A 25,770-nucleotide genomic window follows, 5' to 3' on the forward strand; every position below is an offset into this window, starting at 1 on the left:
GCTATAATTGGTAGATAAGAAGATTCGTGTGCGTTATGCTCCAAGTCCAACGGGGCATCTGCATATAGGGAATGCACGAACTGCATTGTTTAATTATTTATTTGCAAGACATAATAACGGAACAATGGTTATTAGAATTGAAGATACTGATTCTAAGAGAAATATTGCAGATGGTGAAAGAAGTCAGTTAGAGAATTTGACATGGTTGGGAATTGATTGGGATGAAGGCCCTGATAAACCAGGAGACTTTGGCCCATATAGACAATCTGAAAGACAAGCAATTTATTTACCTTTGATTAAGCAATTATTAGATAATGGACTTGCGTATGAGTCTTATATGACTGAAGACGAGTTGAATGCACAACGTGAAGAACAAAAGGCGAATGGGGAAGCTCCAAGATATATTTATGAATATGCAGGAATGTCTGACGAAGAGATCTCTAAAAAGCAAGCAGAAGCGCAAGCAGCTGGATTAAAACCGGTTGTTAGAATTAGGGTTCCAGAAAATAAGACTTATGAATTTGATGACATGGTTAAGGGTCAAATTAGTTTTGATTCGAATACAATTGGTGGGGATTTTGTTATTCAAAAACGTGATGGGATACCTACATATAACTTTGCAGTTGTTGTAGATGACCATATGATGGAGATTACACATGTGTTGCGTGGTGATGATCATATTGCGAATACACCAAAGCAATTAGTTGTGTATGAAGCGTTTGGCTGGGAAGCACCGATATTCGGTCATATGACATTGATTATTAATACTGAAACCGGTAAAAAATTGAGCAAGCGTGATGAAAGCGTACTTCAATTTATTGAACAATATCGTGCATTGGGATATTTGCCGGATGCGATGTTCAACTTCATTACATTATTGGGATGGTCTCCAGTGGGTGAAAAAGAAATTTTTAACCGTAAAGAACTGATTAGTATGTTTGATCCTAAGCGTTTGAGCCGCTCACCAGCATCCTTTGATGGTAAGAAACTTGAATGGATTAACAATCAGTACGTTAAAAATGCTAAAGAAGACGGAGTTGTTGATTCTGCACTTAGGCAGTTGATTCGAGCAGGCAAAGTTGAGGAAAATCCTGATCCTAAAACAATTGAATGGGCTCGCAAGTTAATTAGCTTATTTAAGCAACAAATGTCTTATACGGGTGAAATTGTAAAATTATCAGAAATTTTCTTTGACGAGCCACCGAAGTTAGATGAAGCTGCATTGAAAGAGTTAAGTGATGAAAGTGCAAAAACGGTGTTGAATGAATTTGCGAAAAAAGTGGCAAAGTTGCCAATTTTTGATGCTACTGAGATTCAAAATACGATTTATGCAATTCAAAAAGAAACTGGAATTAGGGGCAGAAAGCTTTACATGCCAATTAGAATTGCAACCACACGTGAAATGCATGGACCAGAGCTGGCAGCTTCAGTTGAGCTGTTAGGCAAAGAAAAGGCTTTAAAGCATCTTGAAAAGACACTGGCTGAGATGTAGTCCAGCTCAATTGCCATGTCTTTTTATGAAGCAAGCTAACTTTAGATACGTTTATTTGTAATTTAGTATGAGGGGCTGGGTCAAAAGTTAAATTTTGATCTAGCCTCTTCCTACATGTCTAGTCAATTTTTTAATTTTAGGAAAAGATGCTCCAGAGAACGAAATCTTCTGGTTACTTTGAAAGACCTATCGCAAAGAATGTACTGTACTTTCAATTTGATAGTGAAACCTGAATGTTATATTTTTTACCACAGTCATTTTTTTGTAGATTGCAAGAGATTTGAGGAGTTTATACCACTTTATTGAATAATCGTCTATAATTAAGTATAAAAAAGGAGAAGCAGTGAATGATTCAACTTTATAACACACTCACAAATAAAAAAGAAAATTTCACACCCCTTAATTCAGGACATATTACAATGTATGTATGTGGCCCAACCGTGTATAATTATATCCATATTGGGAATGCGCGGAGTGCAATTGCTTTTGATACAATCCGTCGCTATTTTGAGTATCGTGGGTTTCAAGTTAATTATGTCTCAAATTTCACAGATGTTGATGATAAGATTATTGCTGCCAGCAAGAAACTTAAGATTACGCCGCGTGAGGTTTCTGATAAATACATCAAGGCTTTCTATGAAGATACAGATGCACTTAATATTAAGCGTGCAACTTTGAATCCACGAGTTATGGATACAATGGACGATATTATTAAGTTTATTCAGGTACTAATTGTTAATGGGTACGCGTATGAATCCCAAGGCGATGTTTATTATCGGGCTCGTAAATTTGCAAAATACGGTCAACTTTCTGGACAATCAATCAATGAGCTTGAGCAAGGAGCAAGTGAGCGCCTTAATGATGACGAAGTTCAAAAGAAGGAAGATCCCTTAGACTTTGCTCTTTGGAAGGCAGCAAAAAAAGGTGAAATTTATTGGAAATCACCTTGGGGAAGCGGACGTCCAGGTTGGCACATTGAATGTTCAGTTATGGCAACGAAATTTTTGGGTGATACGATTGATATTCATGCAGGTGGTCAGGATTTGGAATTTCCACATCATGAAAATGAGATTGCACAGAGTGAAGCTAAGACAGGCAAAAAATTTGCGAATTATTGGTTGCATAATGGCTTTGTTACAATTGGTGAAGACGAGGAAAAGATGAGTAAGTCATTGGGAAACTTCATTACTGTTCACGAGATTGTTAAAGAAGTTAGTCCGCAAGTCTTAAGGTTCTTCATGGCGACTACTCAATATCGGCGTCCAATTAAATACAGTAAAGCTAATCTGGAAGACGCAGCTGCAAATTTGAAAAAATTGCAGGGAGCATATGATAATGCTGCCTATCGTCTAAAAGATGCTGAAGAAATGCAAAATGATAATGAAAGTAATGAATATTTAATCCAACAAAAAATTGATTTTGAAGCAGCGATGGATGATGATTTTAATGTCCAAAATGCAATTACAGTTGTTTATGACCTAGCTAAGAAATTAAATGTTTATAGTTCGGAAGATCGAGTAATAAAGAGTACCTTGGAAGAATTTATGCAAATATTGATTAAGGAACTGAATATTTTTGGTATTTTTTTGAATGTTCATAAAGAAACAGATGTTGATGTAAAAGAGGTCAAAGAGCTGATTGAACAGCGCAATGCAGCACGAAGGGATCATAACTTTGAAAAAAGTGATATGATTAGGGATTTATTAAAGGGAAAGGGCATCATACTGGAAGATACTGCACAGGGAACAAGGTGGAAGAAAGATGAATGAAAAAAATGATTTCGAACAGGTAAATGGGATTGCGTTGGCATATATGGGTGATGCAATTTATGAAGTCTATATTCGTAAACATTTGCTTGCTAAGGGGTTAACAAAGCCAAACCATCTTCATAAGACAGCTACTCATTATGTTTCAGCAAAGGCACAGTCTTTTCTGACTGAAAAAATGCAGGAACAAAATATTTTAAATGAGACAGAATTAGAATATTTTAGGCGCGGAAGAAATGCTAAAAGTCATACTTCTGCAAAGAATACGGCAGTGATTACTTACCGTATCTCAACTGGTTTTGAGGCATTGTTCGGTTATCTATTTTTAAGTAATCAGGAAAATCGAGTCGCTGAATTAGCCCAATGGTGTATTGAAATGATTGAAAAGGAGCAAAAATAATTTGGGCAATACAAATAATGATACTGAGTTCGTTATCGGACGGCATCCGGCAACCGAGACGCTCAAAAGCAACCAGGATATTAACAAAGTTTTTGTACAAGAAGAATTAAAGTCTGATGCTATTCGTGATATTATTTCACTAGCACAGAAAAAGAAAATTATTGTTTCCAAAGTTCCTAAGAGTAAATTAGATTTATTGGCTGATGGACAAAATCACCAGGGAATAGTTGTGGCGGTTGCCGCATATAAGTATGCTGAAGTTGATGATATATTTGCAACTGCTGCCAGTAAGAATGAGGATCCTTTTTTCTTAATTCTGGATGGAATTGAAGATCCACACAATTTAGGTTCAATCATGCGAACTGCTGATGCTGCGGGTGTACATGGAATTGTTATTCCTAAAAGACGTGCTGTTCAGCTGACTTCAACGGTAGCGAAAACATCCACTGGAGCAATTGAACATGTCCCAGTTGCACGTGTTACTAATTTAGTGCAATTTGTTAAAGAACTCAAAAAGAAGAATGTTTGGATCTTTGGAACTGATATGAATGGAACTGACTTTCGAAAATGGAATGCAACTGGTGCTGTCGCGTTAATCATTGGCAATGAAGGCAAGGGAATTTCACCTCTCTTGAAGAAAGAGTGTGATGAGATGTTAACAATTCCAATGGTTGGACATGTTCAAAGCCTAAATGCAAGTGTTGCTGCAAGCTTATTGATATACCAAGGATTTTCTTCACGGGGGAATTAGAGATGAAGAAGAACATTCTAATTGTTGATGCTTATAATATGATTGGTAATTGGCCGCAATTAAATAAATTGAAATTATCAGGACATTTAGAAGAAGCCCGCGATACATTGCTGCATGTTTTATCTAATTATAAGAAACAAAGAAATTATCATATCATTGTTGTTTTCGATGCAATGTATGTCCCTGGCCTCAGTAAAAGTTATCAAAAGTATGGATTGGAGATTATCTGGACTGCTGAAGAGCAGACTGCCGATTCATATATCGAATCACTGGCAAAAGAGTTGCAAACTAGACTGACACAAGTGACTGTCGCGACAAGCGATCAAGCAGAGCAATGGACAATTTTTTCTCAAGGCGCATTGCGGATACCTGCTTGGGAGTTGTATCAAGATATTAGTAGAGCTAAGAAGGATGTCAAAAAGCAAGCAAAACAATATCAAGATGAGGCTGCGGTTAGAAAAGTACCATGGAATGAAGAGCAACTATCACGTTTAGCAGATTTGCGAGATAATATGTCTAAAGATAAAAATGATAATTGACAGTAAAAGGATTATCATGGTAGACTTAGTCTGACAATTGATAGGAGAAACATTATGGCACAAAAGAAGATAGCTTTAGCTTGTTCAGTGTGTGGATCGCGTAATTATATTATTGCTGCTAATCCAACTAGGCAGGAACGGCTAGAAGTCAAGAAATTTTGTAAATATTGTAATAGGCATACTTTGCACCGTGAGACACGGTAAGGGAGGATTTTCAGTGAAGTTTATTAAAAGTGTTTTTAAAACCATGAAAGATACTACCTGGCCAACTAAGAATGAGGCCATCAGTGATACAACAACGGTTATATCGACTGCAGTAATGTTTACCATTTTTTTTGCCATTGTTGATTTTCTCGTACAGTGGGTGGTAAGCTTTATTGCATAATAATTTCTAAAAGAGTTACTGAATCGTAGGTAATTTCCAATTTTCTATGATATACTATTTTCGTAGAGGAAACTTCGAATGTTCGAGGTTTTTTTATTTTTGTGTTTTAATTATTTTAGGAGGATAATCTGATGCCAGAATCATTTGAAAAAAACTGGTATGTGCTGCACACATACTCAGGATATGAGAACAAAGTAAGAAAAAACTTAGAATCACGTGCACAGTCAATGGGGATGGAAGATTATATTTTTAGAGTTGTAGTTCCAGAAGAGGAAGAAACGGAAACTACTAAGACAGGTAAGGATAAGGTTGAGACTAAAAAAACATTTCCAGGATATGTTTTAGTCGAAATGGTAATGACGGATCGGTCATGGTATGTTGCACGTAATACTCCAGGTGTAACTGGTTTTGTTGGATCTCATGGGGCAGGAAGTAAGCCGGCACCGCTTCTTTCAGATGAAGTGGAGTTAATACTTCGCAGATTAGGGATGAGCTCAAGACATCAGGACTTTGATGTTGAGATAGGCGAGTCAGTTACAATTATTGAAGGAGCGTTCAAAGGCCTTGTTGGTAAGATAACTGAAGTTGATAAGGAAAAAATGAAGCTACGTGTCAGTATTGATATGTTCAGTCGAGAAACAGCAACCGAATTAAATTATGATCAGGTTGATAAATTAATTTAGTCTATTTGAAGAAAGTGATTTGATGGACAAGAAAATTAACGTGCCGCTTGTTTTTATACACGGCTATGCTGGCGGATTTTGGTCTTTCTTCAGTATGATACACAAACTAAGAAAGAGACAATTTATTTCCAATCGAATTGTTATTACGGTCTCGCATAAAGGTGTCTTCAGTTTTTCTAAAAAATCAATTCTGAAGGATTCTGGAATTCAGATAATTTTCAGGAATGGGAAGCGAAGCGTTGAACAGCAAGGAACATGGCTGGGAGAAATATTCAGTAAGTTGAAGTCCGAATATGGTGTTGAACAGCTCAATGTTGTAGCCCATTCTATGGGCGCAGTTAGTGTATTATATCTATTAACAAATTTGCAGATTAAAAACTTGCCGAAAATAAAAAAAATGATAATGCTTGGAGCACCATTTGCAGATATTGAGCCAGGAATTGATTCTGCGGAAGTTGAACATATTCAGCTGTCTGAAAAAGGGGTTCCCTTAAAGCAAACGACGAGATACAAATTATTAAAAAAGGGTAGTAAAAATCTCGATAATGATATTGAAGTTTTTAATATCATAGGTAATAGTGATTTTGGCTTTTCTGATGGAAAGGTATCTATTTCTTCAGCAAAAGCTTTACGCTACTTACTTGAAGATGTGGGACACTATCGTGAAAAAATAGTAAGGAATAGAAAAGTAACGCATCGTGAATTACATGAAGATAATGATATTTTGAAGCAGATTATGGAATTCTTATTAAATTAACTTGAATAAAATAAGATAACGTGGTATTGTACAATAGTATGTTTTTCATACAAGTGGGAGGCCAAATTAAGCTGGCCATCCGTACCACACACGGACTTAAGGAGGTATGTACCGTGGCTAAAAAAGTAATTAATGTTGTTAAATTGCAAATTCCTGCTGGGAAAGCAACTCCAGCTCCACCAGTTGGACCTGCTCTAGGTCAAGCTGGTATCAATATCATGGGATTTACAAAGGAATTTAATGCACGTACAGCTGATCAGGCTGGGATGCTTATCCCTGTTGTAATCTCAGTATTTGAAGATCGTTCATTCGAATTTGTTACAAAGACACCGCCTGCAGCAGTTTTGTTAAAGAAGGCTGCTGGTGTTGAACATGGTTCTGGCGAGCCTAACACTAAGAAGGTTGCTACAGTTACAAAGGCACAAGTGAAGGAAATCGCTGAAACAAAAATGCAAGATCTAAACGCTGCAGATGTTGAAGCTGCAATGCGCATGATTGAAGGTACTGCACGAAGCATGGGCTTTGTTGTAGAAGACTAATTTTTCTACGGCCATGCTTCTCAGACGGGCACTCTATGAAAGTAGATGTGCCAAGTGGGAGGTATATCCGTTACACCACATTTGCAAGGAGGAAAACACAAAATGGCTAAAAATAGTAAAAAATATATTGAAGCTTCAAAACAAGTTGAAGCTAATAAGGTTTATAAAGTTGCAGAAGCGGTTGCCTTAGTAAAGAAAATCGATTTCGCAAACTTTGATGCAACAATCGAAGTAGCTTACAATTTGAATCTTGATACAAAACAAGCTGATCAACAATTACGTGGGGCTGTTGTTTTACCAAATGGTACTGGTAAAGATCAAAAGGTTATTGTTTTTGCTAAGGGTGATAAAGCTAAAGAAGCAAAGGCTGCTGGTGCAGATGTTGTTGGCGACGATGATCTAGTTCAACGTATCTCAGATGGTTGGTTGGATTTTGATATTGCAATTGCAACACCTGATATGATGGCTCAAGTAGGTCGTCTTGGACGTGTCCTAGGGCCTAAAGGCTTGATGCCTAATCCTAAGACAGGGACAGTTACAATGGATGTTACTAAAGCTGTTTCAGAATCTAAGGCCGGTAAGGTAACTTATCGTACGGATAAAGCTGGTAATGTTCATGTTCCTATCGGAAAGGTTTCATTTACAGAAGATGCTTTGGTTGGCAACTTCAGTACAATTCATGAAATAATTGCAAAAGCACGTCCTGCATCTGTTAGAGGACAATATATCAAACATGTTTCGTTTGCTTCAACATTTGGTCCAAGTGTTACTATCGATGTTGCAAGCCTTTAATTAATTTTAAGATTATTATTGACTTTGGTCAGTTTATGCGATATTCTGACTACGGTTGATTTTTTATAATGATTCTACCTAAGACTCAGGTGGCGAAAGCCTTAATATATTGCCTGCCGAGGATTTTAAGTGAAACTATATTTTACTTTGAAATTTTCTCTATGTCTTAGTGGACATAGGGTTTTTTATTTTGAACCCTGATACAATGACTAGGAGGTGAATCAAATGAGTAAGGAAATTATCACTAAAAAAGCTGCAGCTGTTGCAGAGGTTGTTGAAAAATTCAATGCTGCTGTTTCATGTGTAGTTGTTGATTATCGTGGTGTTACAGTTGAACAAGTAACTGAATTACGTAAGGAATTACGTGAGGCAGGTGTCGAGATGCGTGTTGTTAAGAACACTTATCTTAAGCGTGCAGCCGATAAGGCCGGTTATGAAGGTTTAGATGCCGTTTTTGCTGGTCCTACAGCTGTAGCCTTTTCTAAGGAAGATGTTGTTGCTCCTGCACGTATTCTTGCAAAATTTGCAAAGGATATTGATACGTTACAGATTAAGGGTGGCATGATTGAAGGTAAGGTTGCGTCTTTAGAAGAAATCAACGCACTTGCAACATTACCAAGTCGCGAAGGATTGCTTTCAATGTTACTTTCAGTATTGCAAGCACCTGTGCGCAACGTTGCTTATGCTGTTAAGGCTGTTGCCGAAAGCAAAGATGGCGACGCAGCTTAATTGTCAATTTTAAAAAATAAATTATTTTAATGGAGGATATTAACAATGGCATTAGATACAGAAAAAATCATTGCTGATTTAAAAGAAGCTAGCATTCTTGAATTAAACGACTTAGTTAAAGCTATCGAAGAAGAATTTGGTGTTTCAGCAGCAGCTCCAGTTGCTGCTGCAGGCGCAGGTGCAGGCGAAGCTGCTGCAGAAAAAGATTCATTCGATGTTGAATTAACAGAATCTGGCGACCAAAAGATTAAAGCAATCAAGGCTGTTCGTGAGATTACAGGTCTTGGCTTGAAAGACGCTAAAGGTGTGGTTGATGGTGTTCCTTCAATCGTTAAGGAAGGCGTTTCTAAGGACGAAGCTGAAGAAATCAAGACTAAACTTGAAGCTGTTGGCGGCGTAGTTACTCTTAAGTAATTGCAACTAACTCAAAGAGATTCACTCAGTAATTAATGGGTGAGTCTCTTTTTTTAGCAAATTTATTAAATTTATGAGTTTAGCAGGGCAGATTACTAATAGGTGTGGCATAATAATCAAAGGTTCTTGAATTGGGAGTTGGGGAAAATGAAGAATGGGGTTTCAAAGATTATCTTTTTTCTTGAAAAACGATGGTCTTTAATTAAAGGGTTATTTATTTTTTCAGTATTATGGTTTGTTGCTTTTGAAGTTGGAAGAATCTTTAAGGGCATATCATGGGAGCAAGTTAGATTCAATTTAAGTTCACAATCGCTTGGCAGTATTGGAATAATGACAGTAGCTGGGTTTATCGCTGTTTTACCAATGCTCGTGTATGACTTTGTAATTGTTTCGTTTCTTCCGGGAAAGTATTCTATGCAGGAGATCTTGCGAAATGGATGGATTACAAATACATTTACGAATATTGCTGGTTTTGGGGGCTTTTTGGGGGCAACTTTGCGTGCTAATTTCTATGGTAAAAATGCTTCGAAAAAGCAGGTAATTTTTGCTTTATCCAAAATTGCTTTATTTTTATTATCTGGATTATCATTGTTTTGTATGATTTCTCTGATTATGATTTTTGGCTTTGGATATGATCATCGGTTTGATCAGTATAGTGTTTGGTTAATTGGTGGTGCGTTATATTTTCCTGGAATCATTATGTTTACAAAATTGAATGACTCTAAATTCTTCAATGATCTTTCGTGGAAGAAGGAGTTTTTATTAGTATCAGGTTCGGTGCTTGAATGGGGTTTTGCAGCGGGAATGTTTTTGCTGATTGGTGTTTTAATGGGAGTACAGTTCAATATTGGTGAAGTCATGGTATTGTATTTTATCGCATCAATCATTGGAGTAATTTCGTTAGTTCCTGGTGGGTTAGGCTCATTCGATGTATTCATGTTGATTGGTTTGCTTAATTTGGGAGTTGTTAACGGAAAAGGTGTGGCATGGCTGCTATTTTTCAGGTTGTTTTATTACATATTGCCATTTTTTATTGGGATCTTTCTTTTTGCTAGGAATGCAGGCAAACGACTCAATCTTTTTTTGGATGGAATTCCAAAGTCGATTATTCAGAAAACAGCCCATGTTATCTTGACATTATTTTTGTATGTCTCAGGTAGCTTAATACTGCTAGAGTCAACTGTGCCAAATTTTGCTTTTGGTAATACTGTATTTGTTAAATTATATCCATATACTTTTTTCTTCTTGAATCAATTATCGAGTATTGTCTTTGCCTTTTTGCTGATAGGTGTTGCGAGAGGGATTGAAGCAAAAGTAAAAAAAGCCTATTGGCCAACACTATGCGTGTTGTTAATCGGAATTATAAACACGCTCTGGCGAAGCTTCTCGATAGCAACTGCAATCTTTTTGATATTTGTTACACTTGTGGTGGCCGTTTCTCGCAAGGAATTATATCGTGAGAACTTGACTTATTCTTTTAACAGAATAGTAATGGATATTGTCATGTTTATCGTCGTCTTTGGATTGTATGCCACCGTAGGTATTATGAATGCACCACAACATCTTATACGACATGAGATACCGATTGCACTACTTTTTCCATCAGAAAAAATTTGGTTTTTAGGATTTCTCGGAATGTTGATTGCTGCGATTATATTGATTATTATTTTCAGGTACTTCACTGCTAATAAGTCAATTTTCTCGGATATGGTTTTTCCAGAAAAAAAAGTAAAAGCAGTTGTTGAAAAATATGGAGGTAATGAAACAAGTCATTTGGCTTATCTAAGAGACAAGCAATTTTATTTCTTCCAAAAGAATGAAGAAAATCAGCTTTTTTTCATGTATAAGAAAAAAGCTGATAAGATTATAGTAATGGGTGAACCGGTGGGGAATCGTGAATATCTGAGGGAAGCTGTCACACAGCTAATGATAGCTGCTGATGTACAAGGATATCAACTTGTTTTTTACGAAATAGGCAATGAATTAACACTTTTGCTGCATGATCTTGGTTTTGATTTCTTAAAAACTGGTGAAGAAGGTTTTGTTGAGTTAGATTCCTTTACACTAGCTGGGAAAAAGCAGCGAGCACAGCGGGCATTAATGAATAAATTTGAACGGGAAGATTATTCATTTTCTTTTGAAATGCCACCATTTTCGCAAGAAAAATTAGCTGAGTTTAAAGAAATATCAGATGAATGGTTGGATGGACAAGTCGAAAAGGGTTTCTCTCTTGGATTCTTTGATGAATATTATCTTAATCAGGCTCCAATCGCTGTGATACGCGACTCAAAGAACCGTGCAATAGCCTTTGCTTCTATGATGCCTACTGGTAGTAAAAGGGTTCTATCAATTGATTTAATGCGTCATAGGAAAGCTGCTCCTTCAGGAATAATGGATAAGATTTTTATAAGTCTTTTCGAATATGGTCGCGCGGAACATTATGAATACTTCAACTTAGGAATGGCACCTTTATCCAACGTAGGGAGATCTTCATACAGCTTCATTGAAGAAAGGGCCGCGCATTTAATTTACGAGTATGGATATCGTATTTACGGATTTCAAGGGTTGAGGGCATATAAGGAAAAATACGTTACGAATTGGTATCCTAAATACACTGCCTATAGACGCAGAAGTTCTGTTATGGTTACGATGGCAGAAGTGGCGAGTGTAGTAAATCAGCCTTCGAAAGGGAGAAAAAGTTTTTTTGCTTTTGCTGCATTTTTCAACAAATAAATATAACTCAACTCTTTTGTCGCTACTGTTATTGAAGAGAGATGGTAACAAGGGAGAGTAAGATAAGTCGGGAAAATTTGAGTACTAACTTTGAATTTACTTGTATATTTGGTCATAAAAAGTACCCTATAATAATTAGATTTTGCGATGTCTAACTATTATGGGGTACTTCATTTTGACTCAAATTTCCTTATTTATTTTTATGAATAAACGTGTCCTATAAGTCTAAGCAGCATAATTCAAGCTCAGCATTTATAATCCAATATTATAATCTTCATCAGACATTGGTTCAACATCCCCTAAAAGATAACCATTTCCAACTTGTGAAAAGAAATCATGGTTGGAGGTAGAAGTAGAAATGCCATTCATAACAACAGGATCAACATCATCAACCGTATCTGGGAAGAGAGCATCCAGACCGAGATTCATCAGGGCCTTGTTTGCATTGTACCTTAGAAAGGCAAGAACCTTTTCTGTCCAGCCAACAGTATCATATAATTCATGAGTATATTTTTCTTCGTTGTCGTACAAGTCGTAAAGCAGTTCATAGACCCAAGACAACATTTCACTTTGCTGCTTTTCATCAAGTTCGTTGAAACCAAGTTGGAATTTGTATCCAATATATGTTCCATGAACGGATTCATCACGTAAAATCAACTTAATAATTTCACCAACGTTAGCCAACTTATTATGACCAAGCCAATAAAGCGGTGTGTAGAAACCAGAGTAAAAGAGGAACGTCTCAAGAAAGACTGATGCGACTTTCTTCTCTAATGGAGTTCCGGTACGATAAATATTAGTGATTTTATTAGCTTTGTACTGCAAATATTTATTTGTATGCGTCCAGTCAAATATTTCTTCGATCTCTCTAGGTGTATTTAAAGTAGAAAAAATTGAAGAATAACTCTTTGCATGAACAGACTCCATAAACTGAATATTATTTAAAACAGCGCGTTCGTGCTGAGTTCTGATATCCTTCATTAGAGAATCCATACCATCTTGTGACTGAACAGTATCTAACAGCGTTAATCCTCCAAAAACATGTGCGACAACTTCTTTATTTTCATCGTTGAATTTACGCCAATCGGGTAAATCGTTTGACAGTGGGATTCTTGTATCTAACCAGAATTGTTCTGTTAACTTTTCCCATGTTGCTTTGTCAATTTGATCTTCAAGCTTATTCCAATTAATTGCTCGGTAGAAATCTTCCATTATTATTCAGGCTCCTTAGCTATTAGATAACACAACTTTCACATTCGTTTGCACCAATTTCATTTTGATCATCTGTAAATGTCCGAACATAATAAACTGACTTAATTCCCTTGGCATGTGCGTAGTTACGCAAAATTGTCAAATCACGTGTGGTCATCTTGTTAGTTTTTCCATTTTTCCATTCATACATGCCTTCAGGGATTGTTGAACGCATAAACAGTGTCATACTCATACCTTGATCAATATGCTGTTGTGCTGCAGCATACACATCGATAACTTTGCGCATATCTGTATCATATGCAGACTGATAATAAGGAATTGTATCATTTGAAAGGTATGGAGCTGGATAATAAATTTTGCCGATTTTACGTTCTTGACGTTCTTCAATCCGATTGATTATTGGATGTAAGCTGGCAGTTGTATCATTAATGTATGAGATTGAACCATTAGGAGCAACGGCAAGTCGATTTTGATGGTAGAGCCCATCTTTTTTGATAGCATCCTTGAGTATTTCCCAATCCTGTTTTGAAGGAATAAAAATATTCTTGAAAACTTCTTTGACTTTAGGTGTTTTGGGTTGAAAATCTTGCTCCAAATATTTATTGAAGTATGAGCCATCAGCGTAAGAACTCTTTTCAAAACCGTTGAATACAATACCACGTTCCTTGGCAATCTGATTTGAGGATTGTAAAGACCAATAGTTTAGCAGCATGAAGTAGATGTTGGTAAAATCAATTGATTCTTCAGAACCATAGAAAATGTGATTTTTAGCAAAAAAAGCATGTAATCCCATCGCACCTAATCCGATAGTATGTGCAAGATGATTACCATTTTGAATTGAAGGAACAACATCGATTTCAGAGTGATCGGTAACATAGGTAAGTGCACGCACCATTGCATCAACAGAATTACCAAAATCAGGTGATGCCATCAGATTAACAATATTGGTTGATCCCAAGTTACAGCTGATATCAGTACCAAGTTCGTCAAAATTTTGGCTATTATTAACAAGTGATGGCTTCTGAACTTGAAGAATTTCAGTACAAAGATTACTCATAATGATTTTACCGTCAATCGGGTTATCATGGTTGGCAGTATCAATATTAATAATATAAGGATAGCCAGACTCTTGTTGTAACTTGCTGATTTCAGTTTCGAGATCACGCGCCAAAATCTTTTTCTTAGGAATATTAGGGTTGGCAACAAGATTATCGTATTCTTTTGTGATATCAATATAAGAGAATGGTTTGCCATACTCGCGTTCTACACCCCAAGGATCAAAAAGATACATTTCTTCATTATTACGTGCAAGCTCATAAAATTTGTCAGGCACTACTAATCCCAGTGAAAGTGTCTTAACACGAATTTTTTCATCAGCATTTTCCTTCTTTGCAGATAAAAAGGCAACAACATCTGGATGGAAGATATTCAGGTAAACCACCCCGGCACCTTGACGCTGTCCCAACTGATTTGAGTAAGAAAAGCTATCCTCAAGTAACTTCATGACTGGGACAACTCCTGACGCGGCACCTTGAATGTTCTTAATGGGGGCACCAGCTCCGCGCAAATTACTAAGCGTGATTCCAACACCACCGCCAATTCGTGATAATTGAAGTGCAGAATTTACTCCACGTCCAATAGAATTCATATCGTCTGTAACTTGAATTAAGAAACAAGAAACAAGTTCACCACGACGCTTGCGCCCAGCGTTTAAAAATGAAGGTGTGGCTGGTTGGTAACGCTGATGAACAATTTCATCGGCAAGTGTCAACGCCAACTGCTCATCTCCATCAGCGAAGAATAGTGCATTTGCAGCCACACGATCAATGAAACTTTCAAGATATAGGTTATTATCGTTTGTCTTAAGTGCATACTGTGCATAAAATTTGTAGGCCGCCATGAAAGTCTTGAAAGTAAAGTTCTGTTCAGAAAGGAATGAATATAGTTTCTTAATAAATTGAAAATTATATTTTTCAATGAATTCTTTTTCTAGATAATCGTTGGCTATTAGATAATTAAAACGTTCTTCCAAAGATGAAAATTTCATTGAGTTTGGTTCAATGTTTTCCTTCAAGAAAGCAGCGAGTGCTTCTTTGTCTTTATTGAGTGGAATCTGTCCATTTACTGGAATATTAATTTCATTATTTAAATCATAATAAGTTACATTAGTGCTATCTAGCTGTTTTAATGTCAATCTCATGCACCACTTTCTTAAAATTTTCAATGTCCTTAGGAGTACCGCTGAATTCGAATGAGTATACTAAGGGAACTTGATATTCGCGTGCAATGTCTTTTGCAGTAAAAATAAAAAGCTCGGCAAAATTTCGATTACCTGTGCCCGCAACTCCGAGCAGATTTTGCCGATTAACACTATAGTTTAGAAAATCTTCTATGAATTCTGTTATTTCTTTTTCATAGGTAGGAACCACCAGTATGTAGGGTTCATTTACCGCAAAGAAAGGATTCGTTGGTGTGATTTCAACATACGGAAGATCCAATTTATTTATAAATCTTCGTGTTTGACCGGTCACACTAAAGAAAACAATTTTCATTGTACAGCCAGATTTCTTAAAAGATCAGGACGGAAACCATTGATGATTGGATCATCGTTGTCTTCAATAACGGGGACAGATCGAAATCCTTTCTCCTTAAGATAATCAATATATTGTGGCTCAGTATTTATATTGTGTTCTTCAAAAGAAATATTGTGCTCACTTAAAAACTTTTTAGTCATCTTGCATTGAATGCAATTGTTTTTTGTATAAATAGATAAACTCATAACTAGCACCTCACATTAATTTGTTGTATGATTAGTATACATCATTTATCAGAATAAGCAAGAAACAAATACTATATATTGTGTTTGTTTCTTTTGCTAATATACGACATATAGTGATTTTGTTGGAGCTTAAATTTCTGATAGAATTCAAGTGCCTCAAAAGTTTAGGACAATTATTGAAAAGGTAGGGACAAATGGAAAATTATTATTACTCAAAAAACCCTAAAGTAGTACATGAAGAAAAAAGATGGGCTTTTGATATTTTAGGAAATAAAATTGATTTTGTAACAGACAATGGTGTTTTTTCAAAAACAACTGTTGACTATGGTTCAAGAGCATTAATTGATAATCTAAGAATTGAAGCAATGCATGAGGGTAGGATTTTGGATCTTGGCTGTGGGTATGGCCCGATTGGTTTAGGAATAGCGAAAGGAAATCCAAAGTTAGTTGTTGATATGGTAGATGTTAACGAACTTGCACTTTCATTAGCAAAAAAAAATGCGGAATTAAATGAAATTAAAAATGTTAATATTTGGGAATCTGACGTATATAACAAGGTTGAATGTGCAGATTATAACCTGATTATATCGAATCCACCGATTCGTGCGGGGAAGAAGATCGTTTCACAAATTTTGGTCGAAGCAATCAATCATCTTAGTGTTGGTGGCAGACTAGTTGTGGTAATTCAAAAGAAACAAGGGGCACCATCTGCAAAGAAAGTAATGGAAACAGTCTTTGACAATTGTGAGGTAGTGGCAAGAGACAAGGGTTATTTTATTTTAGAAAGTATAAAGAATGTCTAATGTTGGAGGTCGATTTTGATTTTAAGTAATCTGCAGAAGGAATTCTTCATGAAAGAAGCTATCTATGAGGCACAAAAGGCTGCTGTAATTGGTGAAGTTCCTATTGGATGTGTTGTTGTAGTCGCTGGGAAGATTGTCGGTCGCGGTCATAATCTTAGAGAGCATGCACAGGATGCAACAATGCATGCTGAGATATTGGCAATTCAAGAAGCAAATGCTTTTTGCAGAAGTTGGCGTTTGCCCGAAGCCCAGTTATTCGTGACGTTAGAACCTTGCCCGATGTGCAGTGGTGCAATTCTTAATTCAAGAATCAAGCAGGTTTATTATGGAGCGCTGGATCCTAAAGCTGGAGCTGCGGGGTCATTGATGAACTTGCTGAATGATAGTAGATTCAATCATCAGGTGGTTGTTGAAAAAGGATGTCTGGAAGTTGAATGCGCACAGCTGCTTAAGGATTTTTTTAGAAATATTAGGCTAAAAAAGAAGAAATCAAAGCGAAAGGACTAGCATTTTCCTAGGATTTCATGTATCATAGAATATGCCGCAAGGCCTTGGGACAATGTTGTCCTTGTGAACCGTGTCAGGTCCGGAAGGAAGCAGCACTAAGCTCGGTTCGGCATGTGTCTCAAGTTAATATGACATTTATCTCCTGACTGTCTTGTGGTCGGGAGTTTTTTTAAATTGCAAAAGATAGGAGTGTTAGCATGGGATATCAGGCTCTATACCGTGTCTGGCGGCCACAAAAATTTGTTGATTTAGTCGGTCAAAAGATGATAACGCAAACTTTACAAAATGCAATTATGACCCAGCAAACGAGTCATGCGTATCTTTTCACGGGGCCGCGTGGTACGGGTAAAACCTCGGCAGCAAAGATTTTTGCAAAGGCGGTTAATTGTCATAATCAAAAAGATGGTGAGCCTTGTAATGAATGTGCAACCTGTCATGCAATTACTGAAGGACGGCTGAATGATGTAATTGAAATTGATGCGGCTTCTAATAATAGTGTGGATGAGATTCGTGATATCAGGGATAAGGTTAAGTACGCACCAACGCAGGCTGATTATAAGGTATACATTATTGATGAAGTCCATATGCTTTCAACTGGGGCATTTAATGCATTATTGAAGACACTGGAAGAACCACCTAGCAACGTTGTATTTATTTTAGCAACGACTGAGCCGCATAAAATTCCGGCAACAATAATATCGCGAACGCAACGATTTGATTTTAAGAGAATTACTAATGATGATATTATTGCGAGAATGCAGTATATTTTAACAGAAAAAGATTTTAAGTATGAAGAACGCGCTTTGAGAGTCATCGCAAAAGCATCGGCTGGTGGAATGAGGGATGCACTGAGTATTCTGGATCAAGTGCTTTCTTTTGGTAATGATGTCGTAACGCTTGAAAATGCATTGCTTGTGACAGGTAGTGTCAAGCACGAGAAACTCAATCAGTATCTCAAATTAGTTTTTGAAGGTGAGACAGCCTTGGCCCTCCAAACATTGCAAGAAGTAATGGCTGAGGGGAAAGACGCTAACCGCTTGGTAGAAGATGTTATTGATTACTGTCGGGATTTATTATTATATCAGGCTTCTCCCAGCATTGTAGAACAAAATAGTTTGTTGGATATAGACGAGGACTTCAAAGACCTTGCAGATAAAACAAATGTTCAGTCATTGTATAAGGCAATTGATATTTTAAACGAACAGCAGCAAAATATGCGTTTTTCTACACATGCAGACATCTATCTTGAAGTCTTGACCGTCAAATTAGCACAATTAACAAAACAGGTCAAAGTTGCTCAGAAAACTGTTGATGCGATACAAAAAGCGCCCCAAGAAGAAATCACACAGTTGAAATTACAAGTTAAAGAGTTGAAACAAGCTGTTGGTAATTTACAAAAAGGTACAGTAAAACGTGTTGAAACAGTAAAAGAAAAGAAAGCACCTGTAAGAAAAAAGAGCAGTGCAACAATTGATTTAAAAAGGGTATATCCTATACTTGCTGATGCGACAAGAGATGACCTGATAAAGTTAAAAGATATCTGGTCAGATTTGATGAATATGCTGTCAATTACACAGCGTGCAATCATGAATGTTAGCAAGCCTGTAGCTGCTAGTGCAAAGGGTGTGATTGTTAGTTTTGATTATGATTTCTTGTATGAGAAAGCTGATGGAAACACAGCATTAAAGGATAGCCTAATCCAAGGTTTGGAACGATTAATAGGGGAAGATTATAAGCTGGTATTTATGCCAAAAGATAAATGGCCTGAGATTAGGGAGAAATATCTTGTTGAACATCAAGGAAGTTCTGAAAAAGACGAACAGCCTGATAATAGGCCTGATAGTAAAGAGCAAGCAGTAGAGGATTCACAAATTACTGCCGCAAAGCAGCTTTTTGGTGAAGACTTCAATCAGATAGTTAAAATAAAAGAAGACTAAGGAGAAAATTAATTATGATGCGTGGAATGGGAAATATGCAAGGTATGATGAAACAAATGCAGAAGATGCAAAAGAATATGAAGAAGGACCAAGAAGAGCTTGAGAAACAAGAATTTACAGGGAAATCAGCAGATGATTTAGTAGTTGCAACATTTGATGGAAAGAAAGAAATGAAGGATCTTCAAATTAAGCCTGAAGCTGTAGATCCTGACGATATTGATATGCTGCAAGATTTAGTAATAATGGCAGTCAATGATGCAATTGCAAAAATTGACAAGCAAACGCAACAGACAATGGGCAAGTACTCACAAAATATTCCAGGATTTTAATTATAAATTAGGCAGAGAGGAATGTTAATATGCAATATCCAGAACCAATTGCCAAATTGATTGATAGCTACCTAAAATTACCTGGAATTGGGGAGAAAACAGCGACCCGTTTAGCTTTCTTTACAATTGATATGCAAGAAGAGGACGTAAATGATTTTGCACAATCATTAATCACTGCAAAAAAAGATTTGCATTATTGCAGTATCTGCGGAAATATAACGGAAAGCGATCCATGTATCATTTGTGCTGATAAACAGCGGGACCAGACAAAAGTCATTGTTGTTGAACAGCCTAAAGATGTAATGTCACTTGAAAGAATGCGGGAATATCATGGGCTGTATCATGTTTTGCATGGTGTTTTATCTCCCATGGAAGGTAAAGGCCCTGAAGATATTAATATCACTGGCCTCGTCAAAAGACTTCAAAAAAATACGGCTTTGACAGAGGTAATTATTGCAACTAATGCGACTCCAGAAGGCGAAGCAACCGCGATGTATATCTCACGGTTGATTAAGCCAGCACAAATAAAAGTAACGAGATTAGCTCATGGATTAGCGGTAGGCAGTGATATTGAATATGCAGATGAGATGACATTGTTTAAAGCAATTGAAGGTCGTCAAGAAATTTAGAGAGGATGATTGAGATGTTTGGCAAGAAGCAGCAGAGGTTAAGAAAAGAATATGATGAAAGACTGCTTAATACGATTGATTTAGCAGCTGCTCAATGGGAACAGGCTAAACAAACTCAAAGGGCAGTCAGAGAAGAAGATAGTGAGTTAATTGCCCAAACCATGCTTGAAGGTGCAAAATATGCATTTCTATATATGGAAGCTCGCAGAAGGAAAGTTCGCGGGCATGTGCAGTCTTCAATAATTGAACATTAAATTTGAAGTTAAGATTGTTAGACAGCTAGGAATTAGTAAAGTAAAATAGAATTATGAGTAAGTTAGTGAGGTCAAATGTGTGAGTGGAAAATTTGTAACTTTTGAAGGCCCAGAAGGATCCGGGAAAACCAGTGTTTTGCAGGGAATAGTTAGTTTATTAAGGAAACATAATAAGAAGTATCTATTAACGAGAGAACCAGGGGGTAATCGCATATCTGAGGCAATTCGGGATATAATTTTAGATACCGAATTGGTTGAGATGGATGCAAGAACTGAGGCTTTGCTTTATGCGGCAGCACGGAGACAGCATTTAATCGAGAGTGTTTTACCAGCATTGAGACAAGAAAAACTAGTTCTTTGTGATCGTTATGTAGATAGTTCAATCGTTTATCAGGGCGCTGGGCGGGGATTGGGTGAAGAAGAAGTCTTACAAATGAATCTTTTTGCTACGGAAGGTCTTACTCCAGATTTTACTTTTTATTTTGATTTATTGCCGAAAATAGGATTAAATCGTATCAAAGAACACAGACAAAACGAGATAAATAGGCTTGATAAGGAGTCCTTGGATTTCCATAACACTGTACATGCTGCATATTTAAAACTCGCACAGAATAATCCTGAACGAATTATTGTGATTGATGCTTCTCGTCCTTTGAATGAAGTTATCGAACTTACAGTTAATCAAATGAGAATAAGATTACCAGATCTTTTTAAATAAGGATTCAAAGATGGAGGAAAAAGAAAATGAAAATGATCATCGCGATTGTCCAAGACAAAGATAGTAATCGATTAAGCAATTTGTTTATTGAATCTAATATTCGTGCAACAAAGTTATCAACAACTGGTGGTTTTCTAAAATCAGGTAATACAACATTTATGATTGGAATTGAAGAAGAACGAATTGAAGAAGTACTCGAGCTTATTCGTGAGACATCAAGAACACGTAAACAATTCATGACACCTCCAATTAATTTAGATGCTTCAATGGACTCGTCTGCTGCGTACCCTGTAGAGGTTCAAGTTGGAGGAGCAACAGTCTTTGTATTACCAATTGATTCTTTCCAACAATTTTAGGTTTGTAGACTATGAGTGATAACAATGAAATCCAAAAGCAGCAAATAGTTTTAACTGATTATTTTGCTAATATGATAAAACAAGGTCACTTAGCACATGCTTACTTATTGACTGGTCCAAAAGGCATCGGTAAAAAAGCATTAGCGTTGTGGATTATTCAGGGAATCTTCTGTCAAAATAAGATTGCGGGTAGACCTTGTTTAGATTGCGAAGAATGTCGGAGAATTGCAAGCGGTAACCATCCAGATGTTGTACATGTTGCGCCTGACGGGTTATCAATCAAAGTTGATCAGATTCGCTTCTTGAAGTCAGAGTTTAGCAAGAGTGGGATTGAAGGCAAGCAAAAGACCTTTATTATTGAAGATGCTGATAAAATGACGGCAAGTGCTGCTAATAGTCTGTTGAAGTTTCTTGAAGAACCTAGTGGGACTGTAGTTGCATTTTTGTTGACGGAAACGGTCAATCGAATCTTGCCAACAATTGTCTCGCGGTGCCAAGTGTTTGAACTTACACAACCCTCTAGTACTCAACTGGCAGCTGCGTTAAAAAAAATAGGAGTTCCGGCAGATAAAGCAGTTATTTTGGGTAATCTGGCAAATAGTCTAGCTGAATCTGAAAAAATAGCAGCAACTGAAGATTTTGATAAACTTGTCCAGAATGTATGTGTCTGGTACTTACATATTTTACAAGGAGACGCAAGATGTTTTGTGGAAGTTCAAACAAGTTTATTGCCACTAATAAATAATAAAGATGATGAAGTTATTTTATTGAATTTAATAATCTTACTTGTTAAAAACTCAATATCTGTATATTATGGTGAGAAGGATAATATTTTCGTGAAATTTGAAGCAGACTTCACAGTATTAATAGCAGGATTGACAGCTGGCAGGGTTATGGAAGCTGTTGAGTTAGTTCTAGAGACGAGAAGGAAGTTAGCGGTGAATGTCTCGTTCCAGAATGTTATTGAAGCATTGACCATTGATTTAAGTCAATGTTATCACGCATAAACGAAGGTGATTTTTTGAACAAGCGAGAATTATATGATGGATTCTCCGATTTAGGTGCAGAAGCTCAGATGATGATTGAAAAAATTGAACTGATAAAAGCAGAGATGACAAAAGTCATTGAAAAAAATGCAGAATTAGAGATTGAGAACCAGCATTTGCGAGTTCATCTGAAAGAATTAGAAGAACAAAAGCAGTCTGATGAACAAGTCGGATTATCTAAGTCACGCAAAAACTTAGAGATGCTATACGAAGAAGGATTTCATGTATGCAATGTTGATAGTATGTATGGAACTAGAAGAATTAACGATGAACCCTGTGTCTTTTGCCAAGATGTAATTTATGGGGAGAGACGCCAATGACATTAGAGAAGATGAGCAGCTATCGGCAAGAAGAAACCCAAGGGTCACTTTATTTAGTACCAACGCCAATAGGTAATTTGGGGGACATGACCTATCGAGCAGTTGATGTTCTCAAGGAGGCAGATCTAATTGCGGCGGAAGATACGCGTAATACTCAGAAATTATTGAATCATTTTGAAATTAAGACACCGCAGATTAGCTTTCACGAACACAATACACAGGCAAGAATTCCTCAACTATTAAAGAAACTAGCTGAAGGAATTACGATTGCGCAAGTTAGTGATGCAGGGACGCCATCAATTAGTGATCCTGGACATGAATTAGTTGTAGCGTGCATCAATTCAGGAATTTCGGTTATCCCATTACCTGGTGCAAATGCGGGGTTGAGCGCATTGATTGCTTCAGGACTGGTTCCGCAGCCCTTTACATTTATTGGATTTATTTCACGACGAAAAAAGGAAAAAGAAGAGCAGTTGGAATCTCTGGCAAAAAAAGAAGAGACATTGATTTTTTATGAGGCACCGCACCGCCTGAAAAAAACATTAGCGTCCTTTCAGGTCTTTTTTGGTGGAACAAGAAAAATTGTTTTGTGTCGAGAGCTTACCAAAAGATATGAAGAGTTCATCAGAGGTACGGTTGCCGAAGCACTTGAATGGGCCAAAACAGAACAGGTTCGTGGTGAATTTTGCATTATCATGGAAGGAAGCCCAGATAGCCCAGAAGAAGATGAGTTAGAGGCAATCAGTGGAGTGCCAGTAGAAGAACAGGTTGCTAACTTGATTAATAAAGAGGATTATCGGACGAATGATGCAATTAAGGAAGTTGCAAAGAAAAACAATTTGAGAAAGCAAGTAGTTTACAATACTTTTCATCATATTGATGCATAGAGAAAGACGGCGGTTTTTTGAAAGAAAATATTTTTAGTGAGTCCCATAAAGTTCTTTTTTACGAAACTGATCGGACTAGAAAAACAACAATCGGGATGTTGGTAAATATCTTGATGTTGACTTCACAAGATCAGAGTATCCAATTGGGTTTGACTGAAGAAAAATTAAATGAAAAAGGTTATGGCTGGGTAATTACGCAGCATGTCCTGAAAGTTGAAAGATTGCCGGTTTATGGTGAGAATATAAGAATATTTACTAGGGCTGATTCATATAATCGTTATTTTTGTTATCGTGATTTCTGGATTGAGGATGAAAGAGGAACTATCATTGTAAAAATGCACAGTGTTTTCGTCTTGATGGATCAGAGAAAAAGGAAGATTGCACGTTTGCTGCCAGAGTTTATTGAGCCATATAAGAGCGAATATACTACTAAGATTGAGCGTGTACCTGATCCAAAAAGTGATGACACTAGCCAATTGATTTCAGAAAAAAACTATCGGGTACGCTTTATGGATATTGACTCAAATCAGCACGTTAACAACGTCCACTATTTTGATTGGATGATTGATGGGCTAACTGAGGAGTTCCTAGTGACACACACGCTCGTAGAAATGAATATTAAGTATAAACGTGAGGTTCATTATGGTGAGATGGTTAACACCGAGACTAGGATGGCTGAAAATCAGTTGATAACTTATCATTTGGTTAAAGCGGGTGAAGAAGAAAGCTGCTATGCTTGTTGTACGTGGAGATCTAAAATTAGCAGTTAGAAAAATTTTGTGTGTAAAAATAAAAAAGCATTAGTATGTTAAGCTGGAGGGAACATTCTGTCTAACATATTGATACTTTTTTTAATTTATTAACATGCATAAAGAATTATACTTACGAAACAGCATCACCCAAGAAGTTAGTCAATTCTGTAGTTGAAAGACCTGCACTGAGGCCAACTAATAGCTTGATACGTGCCTTTTGACCATTTAAGCCATGGCAGAACGTAACACCTAGATTGTTTAGTTGGATTCCACCACCATCGTATGAATATACTTTTTGAGCAATGCCGTTGAAGCAGCGTGAGACTAGCACAATCGGTATTTTACGAGCCAGTAATTTCTTAAGTGCAGGTAGAACATGCGGAGGCAAGTTACCAGCTCCTAAGGCCTCAATTACAATACCGTTTGTTTTATCATTGTCCATAAATTCCAATATTTCAGGATCCATCCCGGCGTATGCCTTTATCAGATAGACATGTTTTACAACATGATTGATTGGATGATAGTCGTTGAGCAGCAGTTGTTCATAGAAGAAGACACGATCTTTGGTTACTAATCCAATTGGGCCGAATGTAGGTGTACGGAAGGTTGCAACATTAGTAGTATGCGTTTTTGTAACGTAGCGAGCAGTGTGAATTTCGTCATTCATCACAACCAGTACACCTTTATTTCTTGCTTCATCACTTGCCGCAGTTTGAATGGCTGTTTGAAAATTGTGAAGACCATCAGAACCAATTTCATTTGCGGAACGCATTGCTCCTGTCACAACTACAGGGAAGTCATTTGGAACGGTCAAATCAAGAAAATATGCTGTTTCTTCAAGAGTATCTGTGCCATGAGTGACAACAACACCGTCAATATTTTCCGTTACTGCCTGTAATATTCTTTTTTGCAGTATCAGCATTTCGTCAGGTCCAATATGAGGAGAAGGAAGATTAAAGACATCCTCTGTAATCAGATTTAATTTACCAAGAAAAGGGTTTTCAAATGTATCTAAGGGATTAGCGCTACCAGGAGCGACACCGCCATCTTCATTTTGCGACATTGCGATTGTACCGCCAGTATGCAGTATGAGTATTGTTTTCATTACTGGGAACCTCCTATAAGAATTGACTGTTTTATTATATACACTCGGTGAATTAAATGCCAGCTATAAAAATAGTTCAAGATAGCTGCTAGTTGACATGTAAAGTATAAGATATATCTGTTAAAATTATAACAAAGAATTATATAGGGGGATCTA

31 protein-coding genes, 1 other RNA gene and 1 other annotated feature are annotated in these 25,770 nt (G+C 36.9%); of the genes, 27 read left to right on the forward strand and 5 right to left on the reverse strand.

What is annotated here, in order from left to right; translation table 11 throughout:
• The first annotated feature begins 7 nt into the window (after window positions 1-7).
• The 14 genes from gltX to mprF all read left to right on the forward strand — a co-directional run bounded on the left by gltX (window position 8) and on the right by mprF (window position 11,980).
• Window positions 8-1,492 carry a glutamate--tRNA ligase gene (gltX, locus tag ABF682_RS02875; protein WP_289977784.1) on the forward strand — a complete coding sequence of 495 codons (1,485 nt, stop codon included), beginning with the start codon at window positions 8-10 and terminating at the stop codon, window positions 1,490-1,492.
• Between the two features lie 347 nt (window positions 1,493-1,839).
• Window positions 1,840-3,261, forward strand: a complete 1,422-nt coding sequence (gene cysS, locus ABF682_RS02880; protein ID WP_415618966.1) for a cysteine--tRNA ligase — start codon at window positions 1,840-1,842, stop codon at window positions 3,259-3,261.
• On the forward strand, window positions 3,254-3,658 hold the full coding sequence (locus ABF682_RS02885) for a Mini-ribonuclease 3 (protein WP_289977788.1): 405 nt from the start codon (window positions 3,254-3,256) through the stop codon (window positions 3,656-3,658). Before cysS ends, ABF682_RS02885 begins: the two co-directional genes overlap by 8 nt.
• A 1-nt stretch (window position 3,659) precedes the next feature.
• The gene (gene rlmB / locus ABF682_RS02890; RefSeq protein ID WP_289977789.1) at window positions 3,660-4,409 is read left to right on the forward strand and encodes a 23S rRNA (guanosine(2251)-2'-O)-methyltransferase RlmB; all 750 of its coding nucleotides are present in this window, start codon (window positions 3,660-3,662) and stop codon (window positions 4,407-4,409) included.
• A 2-nt stretch (window positions 4,410-4,411) separates the two neighbouring features.
• Entirely contained in the window at window positions 4,412-4,948 is a 537-nt protein-coding gene (locus ABF682_RS02895) for an NYN domain-containing protein (RefSeq protein ID WP_289977790.1), read from the forward strand.
• Between the two features lie 54 nt (window positions 4,949-5,002).
• The gene (gene rpmG / locus ABF682_RS02900; protein WP_415618967.1) at window positions 5,003-5,152 is read left to right on the forward strand and encodes a 50S ribosomal protein L33; all 150 of its coding nucleotides are present in this window, start codon (window positions 5,003-5,005) and stop codon (window positions 5,150-5,152) included.
• A 13-nt stretch (window positions 5,153-5,165) separates the two neighbouring features.
• On the forward strand, window positions 5,166-5,333 hold the full coding sequence (gene secE, locus ABF682_RS02905) for a preprotein translocase subunit SecE (RefSeq protein WP_415618968.1): 168 nt from the start codon (window positions 5,166-5,168) through the stop codon (window positions 5,331-5,333).
• Between the two features lie 131 nt (window positions 5,334-5,464).
• The gene (nusG, locus tag ABF682_RS02910; protein WP_289977793.1) at window positions 5,465-6,016 is read left to right on the forward strand and encodes a transcription termination/antitermination protein NusG; all 552 of its coding nucleotides are present in this window, start codon (window positions 5,465-5,467) and stop codon (window positions 6,014-6,016) included.
• A gap of 22 nt (window positions 6,017-6,038) precedes the next feature.
• Window positions 6,039-6,773, forward strand: coding sequence for an alpha/beta fold hydrolase (locus tag ABF682_RS02915; RefSeq protein WP_415618969.1), 735 nt, complete (start codon window positions 6,039-6,041; stop codon window positions 6,771-6,773).
• Window positions 6,774-6,886: 113 nt separating this feature from the next.
• A complete protein-coding gene (rplK, locus tag ABF682_RS02920; RefSeq protein ID WP_003688885.1) occupies window positions 6,887-7,312 on the forward strand; it encodes a 50S ribosomal protein L11 in 426 nt (141 codons plus the stop codon).
• Window positions 7,313-7,414: 102 nt separating this feature from the next.
• Window positions 7,415-8,104 (forward strand): 50S ribosomal protein L1, encoded by a 690-nt coding sequence (gene rplA / locus ABF682_RS02925; RefSeq protein ID WP_415618970.1) that lies wholly within the window; start codon window positions 7,415-7,417, stop codon window positions 8,102-8,104.
• Window positions 8,105-8,163: 59 nt separating this feature from the next.
• Window positions 8,164-8,301, forward strand: a sequence feature (ribosomal protein L10 leader region).
• A 28-nt stretch (window positions 8,302-8,329) separates the two neighbouring features.
• Window positions 8,330-8,833: a 50S ribosomal protein L10 gene (gene rplJ / locus ABF682_RS02930; protein WP_289977798.1), complete on the forward strand. Its 504-nt coding sequence runs from the start codon at window positions 8,330-8,332 to the stop codon at window positions 8,831-8,833.
• 45 nt (window positions 8,834-8,878) lie between these two features.
• Window positions 8,879-9,247 carry a 50S ribosomal protein L7/L12 gene (gene rplL, locus ABF682_RS02935; protein WP_289977799.1) on the forward strand — a complete coding sequence of 123 codons (369 nt, stop codon included), beginning with the start codon at window positions 8,879-8,881 and terminating at the stop codon, window positions 9,245-9,247.
• A 147-nt stretch (window positions 9,248-9,394) separates the two neighbouring features.
• Complete coding sequence (mprF, locus tag ABF682_RS02940) at window positions 9,395-11,980, forward strand: bifunctional lysylphosphatidylglycerol flippase/synthetase MprF (protein WP_415618971.1); 2,586 nt, start codon at window positions 9,395-9,397, stop codon at window positions 11,978-11,980.
• Window positions 11,981-12,232: 252 nt separating this feature from the next.
• Here the strand turns inward: mprF and nrdF are convergent, their stop codons facing one another.
• Genes nrdF through nrdH form a run of 4 tightly spaced genes read right to left on the reverse strand, consistent with a single transcriptional unit; the run spans window position 12,233 to window position 15,971 of the window.
• Window positions 12,233-13,192, reverse strand: coding sequence for a class 1b ribonucleoside-diphosphate reductase subunit beta (gene nrdF / locus ABF682_RS02945; RefSeq protein ID WP_289977801.1), 960 nt, complete (start codon window positions 13,190-13,192; stop codon window positions 12,233-12,235).
• 22 nt (window positions 13,193-13,214) lie between these two features.
• On the reverse strand, window positions 13,215-15,392 hold the full coding sequence (nrdE, locus tag ABF682_RS02950) for a class 1b ribonucleoside-diphosphate reductase subunit alpha (RefSeq protein ID WP_415618972.1): 2,178 nt from the start codon (window positions 15,390-15,392) through the stop codon (window positions 13,215-13,217).
• Window positions 15,364-15,744 carry a class Ib ribonucleoside-diphosphate reductase assembly flavoprotein NrdI gene (nrdI, locus tag ABF682_RS02955; RefSeq protein ID WP_289977805.1) on the reverse strand — a complete coding sequence of 127 codons (381 nt, stop codon included), beginning with the start codon at window positions 15,742-15,744 and terminating at the stop codon, window positions 15,364-15,366. The genes nrdE and nrdI overlap by 29 nt, the downstream gene beginning before the upstream one ends.
• Window positions 15,741-15,971, reverse strand: coding sequence for a glutaredoxin-like protein NrdH (gene nrdH, locus ABF682_RS02960; RefSeq protein ID WP_289977806.1), 231 nt, complete (start codon window positions 15,969-15,971; stop codon window positions 15,741-15,743). The genes nrdI and nrdH overlap by 4 nt, the downstream gene beginning before the upstream one ends.
• Before the next feature lie 194 nt (window positions 15,972-16,165).
• Here nrdH and ABF682_RS02965 point away from each other — a divergent pair, with 194 nt between their 5' ends.
• From ABF682_RS02965 to ABF682_RS03025, 13 genes are all read left to right on the forward strand, one after another.
• Window positions 16,166-16,774, forward strand: coding sequence for a class I SAM-dependent methyltransferase (locus tag ABF682_RS02965; protein WP_415618973.1), 609 nt, complete (start codon window positions 16,166-16,168; stop codon window positions 16,772-16,774).
• A 12-nt stretch (window positions 16,775-16,786) separates the two neighbouring features.
• Window positions 16,787-17,281 (forward strand): tRNA adenosine(34) deaminase TadA, encoded by a 495-nt coding sequence (gene tadA, locus ABF682_RS02970; RefSeq protein ID WP_415619028.1) that lies wholly within the window; start codon window positions 16,787-16,789, stop codon window positions 17,279-17,281.
• Window positions 17,282-17,322: 41 nt separating this feature from the next.
• Window positions 17,323-17,409: signal recognition particle sRNA small type (gene ffs, locus ABF682_RS02975), an RNA gene on the forward strand.
• 69 nt (window positions 17,410-17,478) lie between these two features.
• Window positions 17,479-19,218 (forward strand): DNA polymerase III subunit gamma/tau, encoded by a 1,740-nt coding sequence (dnaX, locus tag ABF682_RS02980; protein WP_415618974.1) that lies wholly within the window; start codon window positions 17,479-17,481, stop codon window positions 19,216-19,218.
• A gap of 14 nt (window positions 19,219-19,232) precedes the next feature.
• Entirely contained in the window at window positions 19,233-19,547 is a 315-nt protein-coding gene (locus ABF682_RS02985; RefSeq protein WP_415618975.1) for a YbaB/EbfC family nucleoid-associated protein, read from the forward strand.
• Window positions 19,548-19,576: 29 nt separating this feature from the next.
• On the forward strand, window positions 19,577-20,176 hold the full coding sequence (gene recR, locus ABF682_RS02990; protein ID WP_289977815.1) for a recombination mediator RecR: 600 nt from the start codon (window positions 19,577-19,579) through the stop codon (window positions 20,174-20,176).
• A gap of 14 nt (window positions 20,177-20,190) precedes the next feature.
• The gene (locus ABF682_RS02995; RefSeq protein WP_289977818.1) at window positions 20,191-20,430 is read left to right on the forward strand and encodes a YaaL family protein; all 240 of its coding nucleotides are present in this window, start codon (window positions 20,191-20,193) and stop codon (window positions 20,428-20,430) included.
• A 79-nt stretch (window positions 20,431-20,509) separates the two neighbouring features.
• Entirely contained in the window at window positions 20,510-21,148 is a 639-nt protein-coding gene (gene tmk, locus ABF682_RS03000; protein WP_289977823.1) for a dTMP kinase, read from the forward strand.
• Between the two features lie 26 nt (window positions 21,149-21,174).
• A complete protein-coding gene (locus tag ABF682_RS03005) occupies window positions 21,175-21,504 on the forward strand; it encodes a cyclic-di-AMP receptor (RefSeq protein WP_289977826.1) in 330 nt (109 codons plus the stop codon).
• 11 nt (window positions 21,505-21,515) lie between these two features.
• Window positions 21,516-22,511 (forward strand): DNA polymerase III subunit delta', encoded by a 996-nt coding sequence (holB, locus tag ABF682_RS03010; RefSeq protein ID WP_415618976.1) that lies wholly within the window; start codon window positions 21,516-21,518, stop codon window positions 22,509-22,511.
• A gap of 14 nt (window positions 22,512-22,525) precedes the next feature.
• Window positions 22,526-22,870 carry a DNA replication initiation control protein YabA gene (locus tag ABF682_RS03015; RefSeq protein WP_289977829.1) on the forward strand — a complete coding sequence of 115 codons (345 nt, stop codon included), beginning with the start codon at window positions 22,526-22,528 and terminating at the stop codon, window positions 22,868-22,870.
• On the forward strand, window positions 22,867-23,757 hold the full coding sequence (gene rsmI / locus ABF682_RS03020; RefSeq protein ID WP_415618977.1) for a 16S rRNA (cytidine(1402)-2'-O)-methyltransferase: 891 nt from the start codon (window positions 22,867-22,869) through the stop codon (window positions 23,755-23,757). The genes ABF682_RS03015 and rsmI overlap by 4 nt, the downstream gene beginning before the upstream one ends.
• 17 nt (window positions 23,758-23,774) lie before the next feature.
• Complete coding sequence (locus tag ABF682_RS03025; RefSeq protein WP_415618978.1) at window positions 23,775-24,527, forward strand: acyl-[acyl-carrier-protein] thioesterase; 753 nt, start codon at window positions 23,775-23,777, stop codon at window positions 24,525-24,527.
• A 112-nt stretch (window positions 24,528-24,639) separates the two neighbouring features.
• Here the strand turns inward: ABF682_RS03025 and ABF682_RS03030 are convergent, their stop codons facing one another.
• The gene (locus ABF682_RS03030) at window positions 24,640-25,614 is read right to left on the reverse strand and encodes an asparaginase (protein WP_415618979.1); all 975 of its coding nucleotides are present in this window, start codon (window positions 25,612-25,614) and stop codon (window positions 24,640-24,642) included.
• Between the last annotated feature and the right edge of the window lie 156 nt (window positions 25,615-25,770).

The sequence above is a fragment of the Liquorilactobacillus sp. genome (assembly GCF_047719775.1).
Taxonomy (GTDB): Bacteria; Bacillota; Bacilli; order Lactobacillales; family Lactobacillaceae; genus Liquorilactobacillus.

Bases quoted from the DNA above. Each gene is read 5' to 3' on its own strand.
- cysS (WP_415618966.1), top strand. From the start codon at position 1,840: ATGATTCAACTTTATAACACACTCACAAATAAAAAAGAAAATTTCACA.
- ABF682_RS02885 (WP_289977788.1), top strand. From the start codon at position 3,254: ATGAATGAAAAAAATGATTTCGAACAGGTAAATGGGATTGCGTTGGCA.
- ABF682_RS02895 (WP_289977790.1), top strand. From the start codon at position 4,412: ATGAAGAAGAACATTCTAATTGTTGATGCTTATAATATGATTGGTAAT.
- rpmG (WP_415618967.1), top strand. From the start codon at position 5,003: ATGGCACAAAAGAAGATAGCTTTAGCTTGTTCAGTGTGTGGATCGCGT.
- nusG (WP_289977793.1), top strand. From the start codon at position 5,465: ATGCCAGAATCATTTGAAAAAAACTGGTATGTGCTGCACACATACTCA.
- ABF682_RS02915 (WP_415618969.1), top strand. From the start codon at position 6,039: ATGGACAAGAAAATTAACGTGCCGCTTGTTTTTATACACGGCTATGCT.
- rplA (WP_415618970.1), top strand. From the start codon at position 7,415: ATGGCTAAAAATAGTAAAAAATATATTGAAGCTTCAAAACAAGTTGAA.
- rplJ (WP_289977798.1), top strand. From the start codon at position 8,330: ATGAGTAAGGAAATTATCACTAAAAAAGCTGCAGCTGTTGCAGAGGTT.
- rplL (WP_289977799.1), top strand. From the start codon at position 8,879: ATGGCATTAGATACAGAAAAAATCATTGCTGATTTAAAAGAAGCTAGC.
- mprF (WP_415618971.1), top strand. From the start codon at position 9,395: ATGAAGAATGGGGTTTCAAAGATTATCTTTTTTCTTGAAAAACGATGG.
- nrdF (WP_289977801.1), bottom strand. From the start codon at position 13,192: ATGGAAGATTTCTACCGAGCAATTAATTGGAATAAGCTTGAAGATCAA.
- nrdE (WP_415618972.1), bottom strand. From the start codon at position 15,392: ATGAGATTGACATTAAAACAGCTAGATAGCACTAATGTAACTTATTAT.
- nrdI (WP_289977805.1), bottom strand. From the start codon at position 15,744: ATGAAAATTGTTTTCTTTAGTGTGACCGGTCAAACACGAAGATTTATA.
- nrdH (WP_289977806.1), bottom strand. From the start codon at position 15,971: ATGAGTTTATCTATTTATACAAAAAACAATTGCATTCAATGCAAGATG.
- ABF682_RS02965 (WP_415618973.1), top strand. From the start codon at position 16,166: ATGGAAAATTATTATTACTCAAAAAACCCTAAAGTAGTACATGAAGAA.
- dnaX (WP_415618974.1), top strand. From the start codon at position 17,479: ATGGGATATCAGGCTCTATACCGTGTCTGGCGGCCACAAAAATTTGTT.
- ABF682_RS02985 (WP_415618975.1), top strand. From the start codon at position 19,233: ATGATGCGTGGAATGGGAAATATGCAAGGTATGATGAAACAAATGCAG.
- recR (WP_289977815.1), top strand. From the start codon at position 19,577: ATGCAATATCCAGAACCAATTGCCAAATTGATTGATAGCTACCTAAAA.
- ABF682_RS02995 (WP_289977818.1), top strand. From the start codon at position 20,191: ATGTTTGGCAAGAAGCAGCAGAGGTTAAGAAAAGAATATGATGAAAGA.
- ABF682_RS03005 (WP_289977826.1), top strand. From the start codon at position 21,175: ATGAAAATGATCATCGCGATTGTCCAAGACAAAGATAGTAATCGATTA.
- holB (WP_415618976.1), top strand. From the start codon at position 21,516: ATGAGTGATAACAATGAAATCCAAAAGCAGCAAATAGTTTTAACTGAT.
- rsmI (WP_415618977.1), top strand. From the start codon at position 22,867: ATGACATTAGAGAAGATGAGCAGCTATCGGCAAGAAGAAACCCAAGGG.
- ABF682_RS03030 (WP_415618979.1), bottom strand. From the start codon at position 25,614: ATGAAAACAATACTCATACTGCATACTGGCGGTACAATCGCAATGTCG.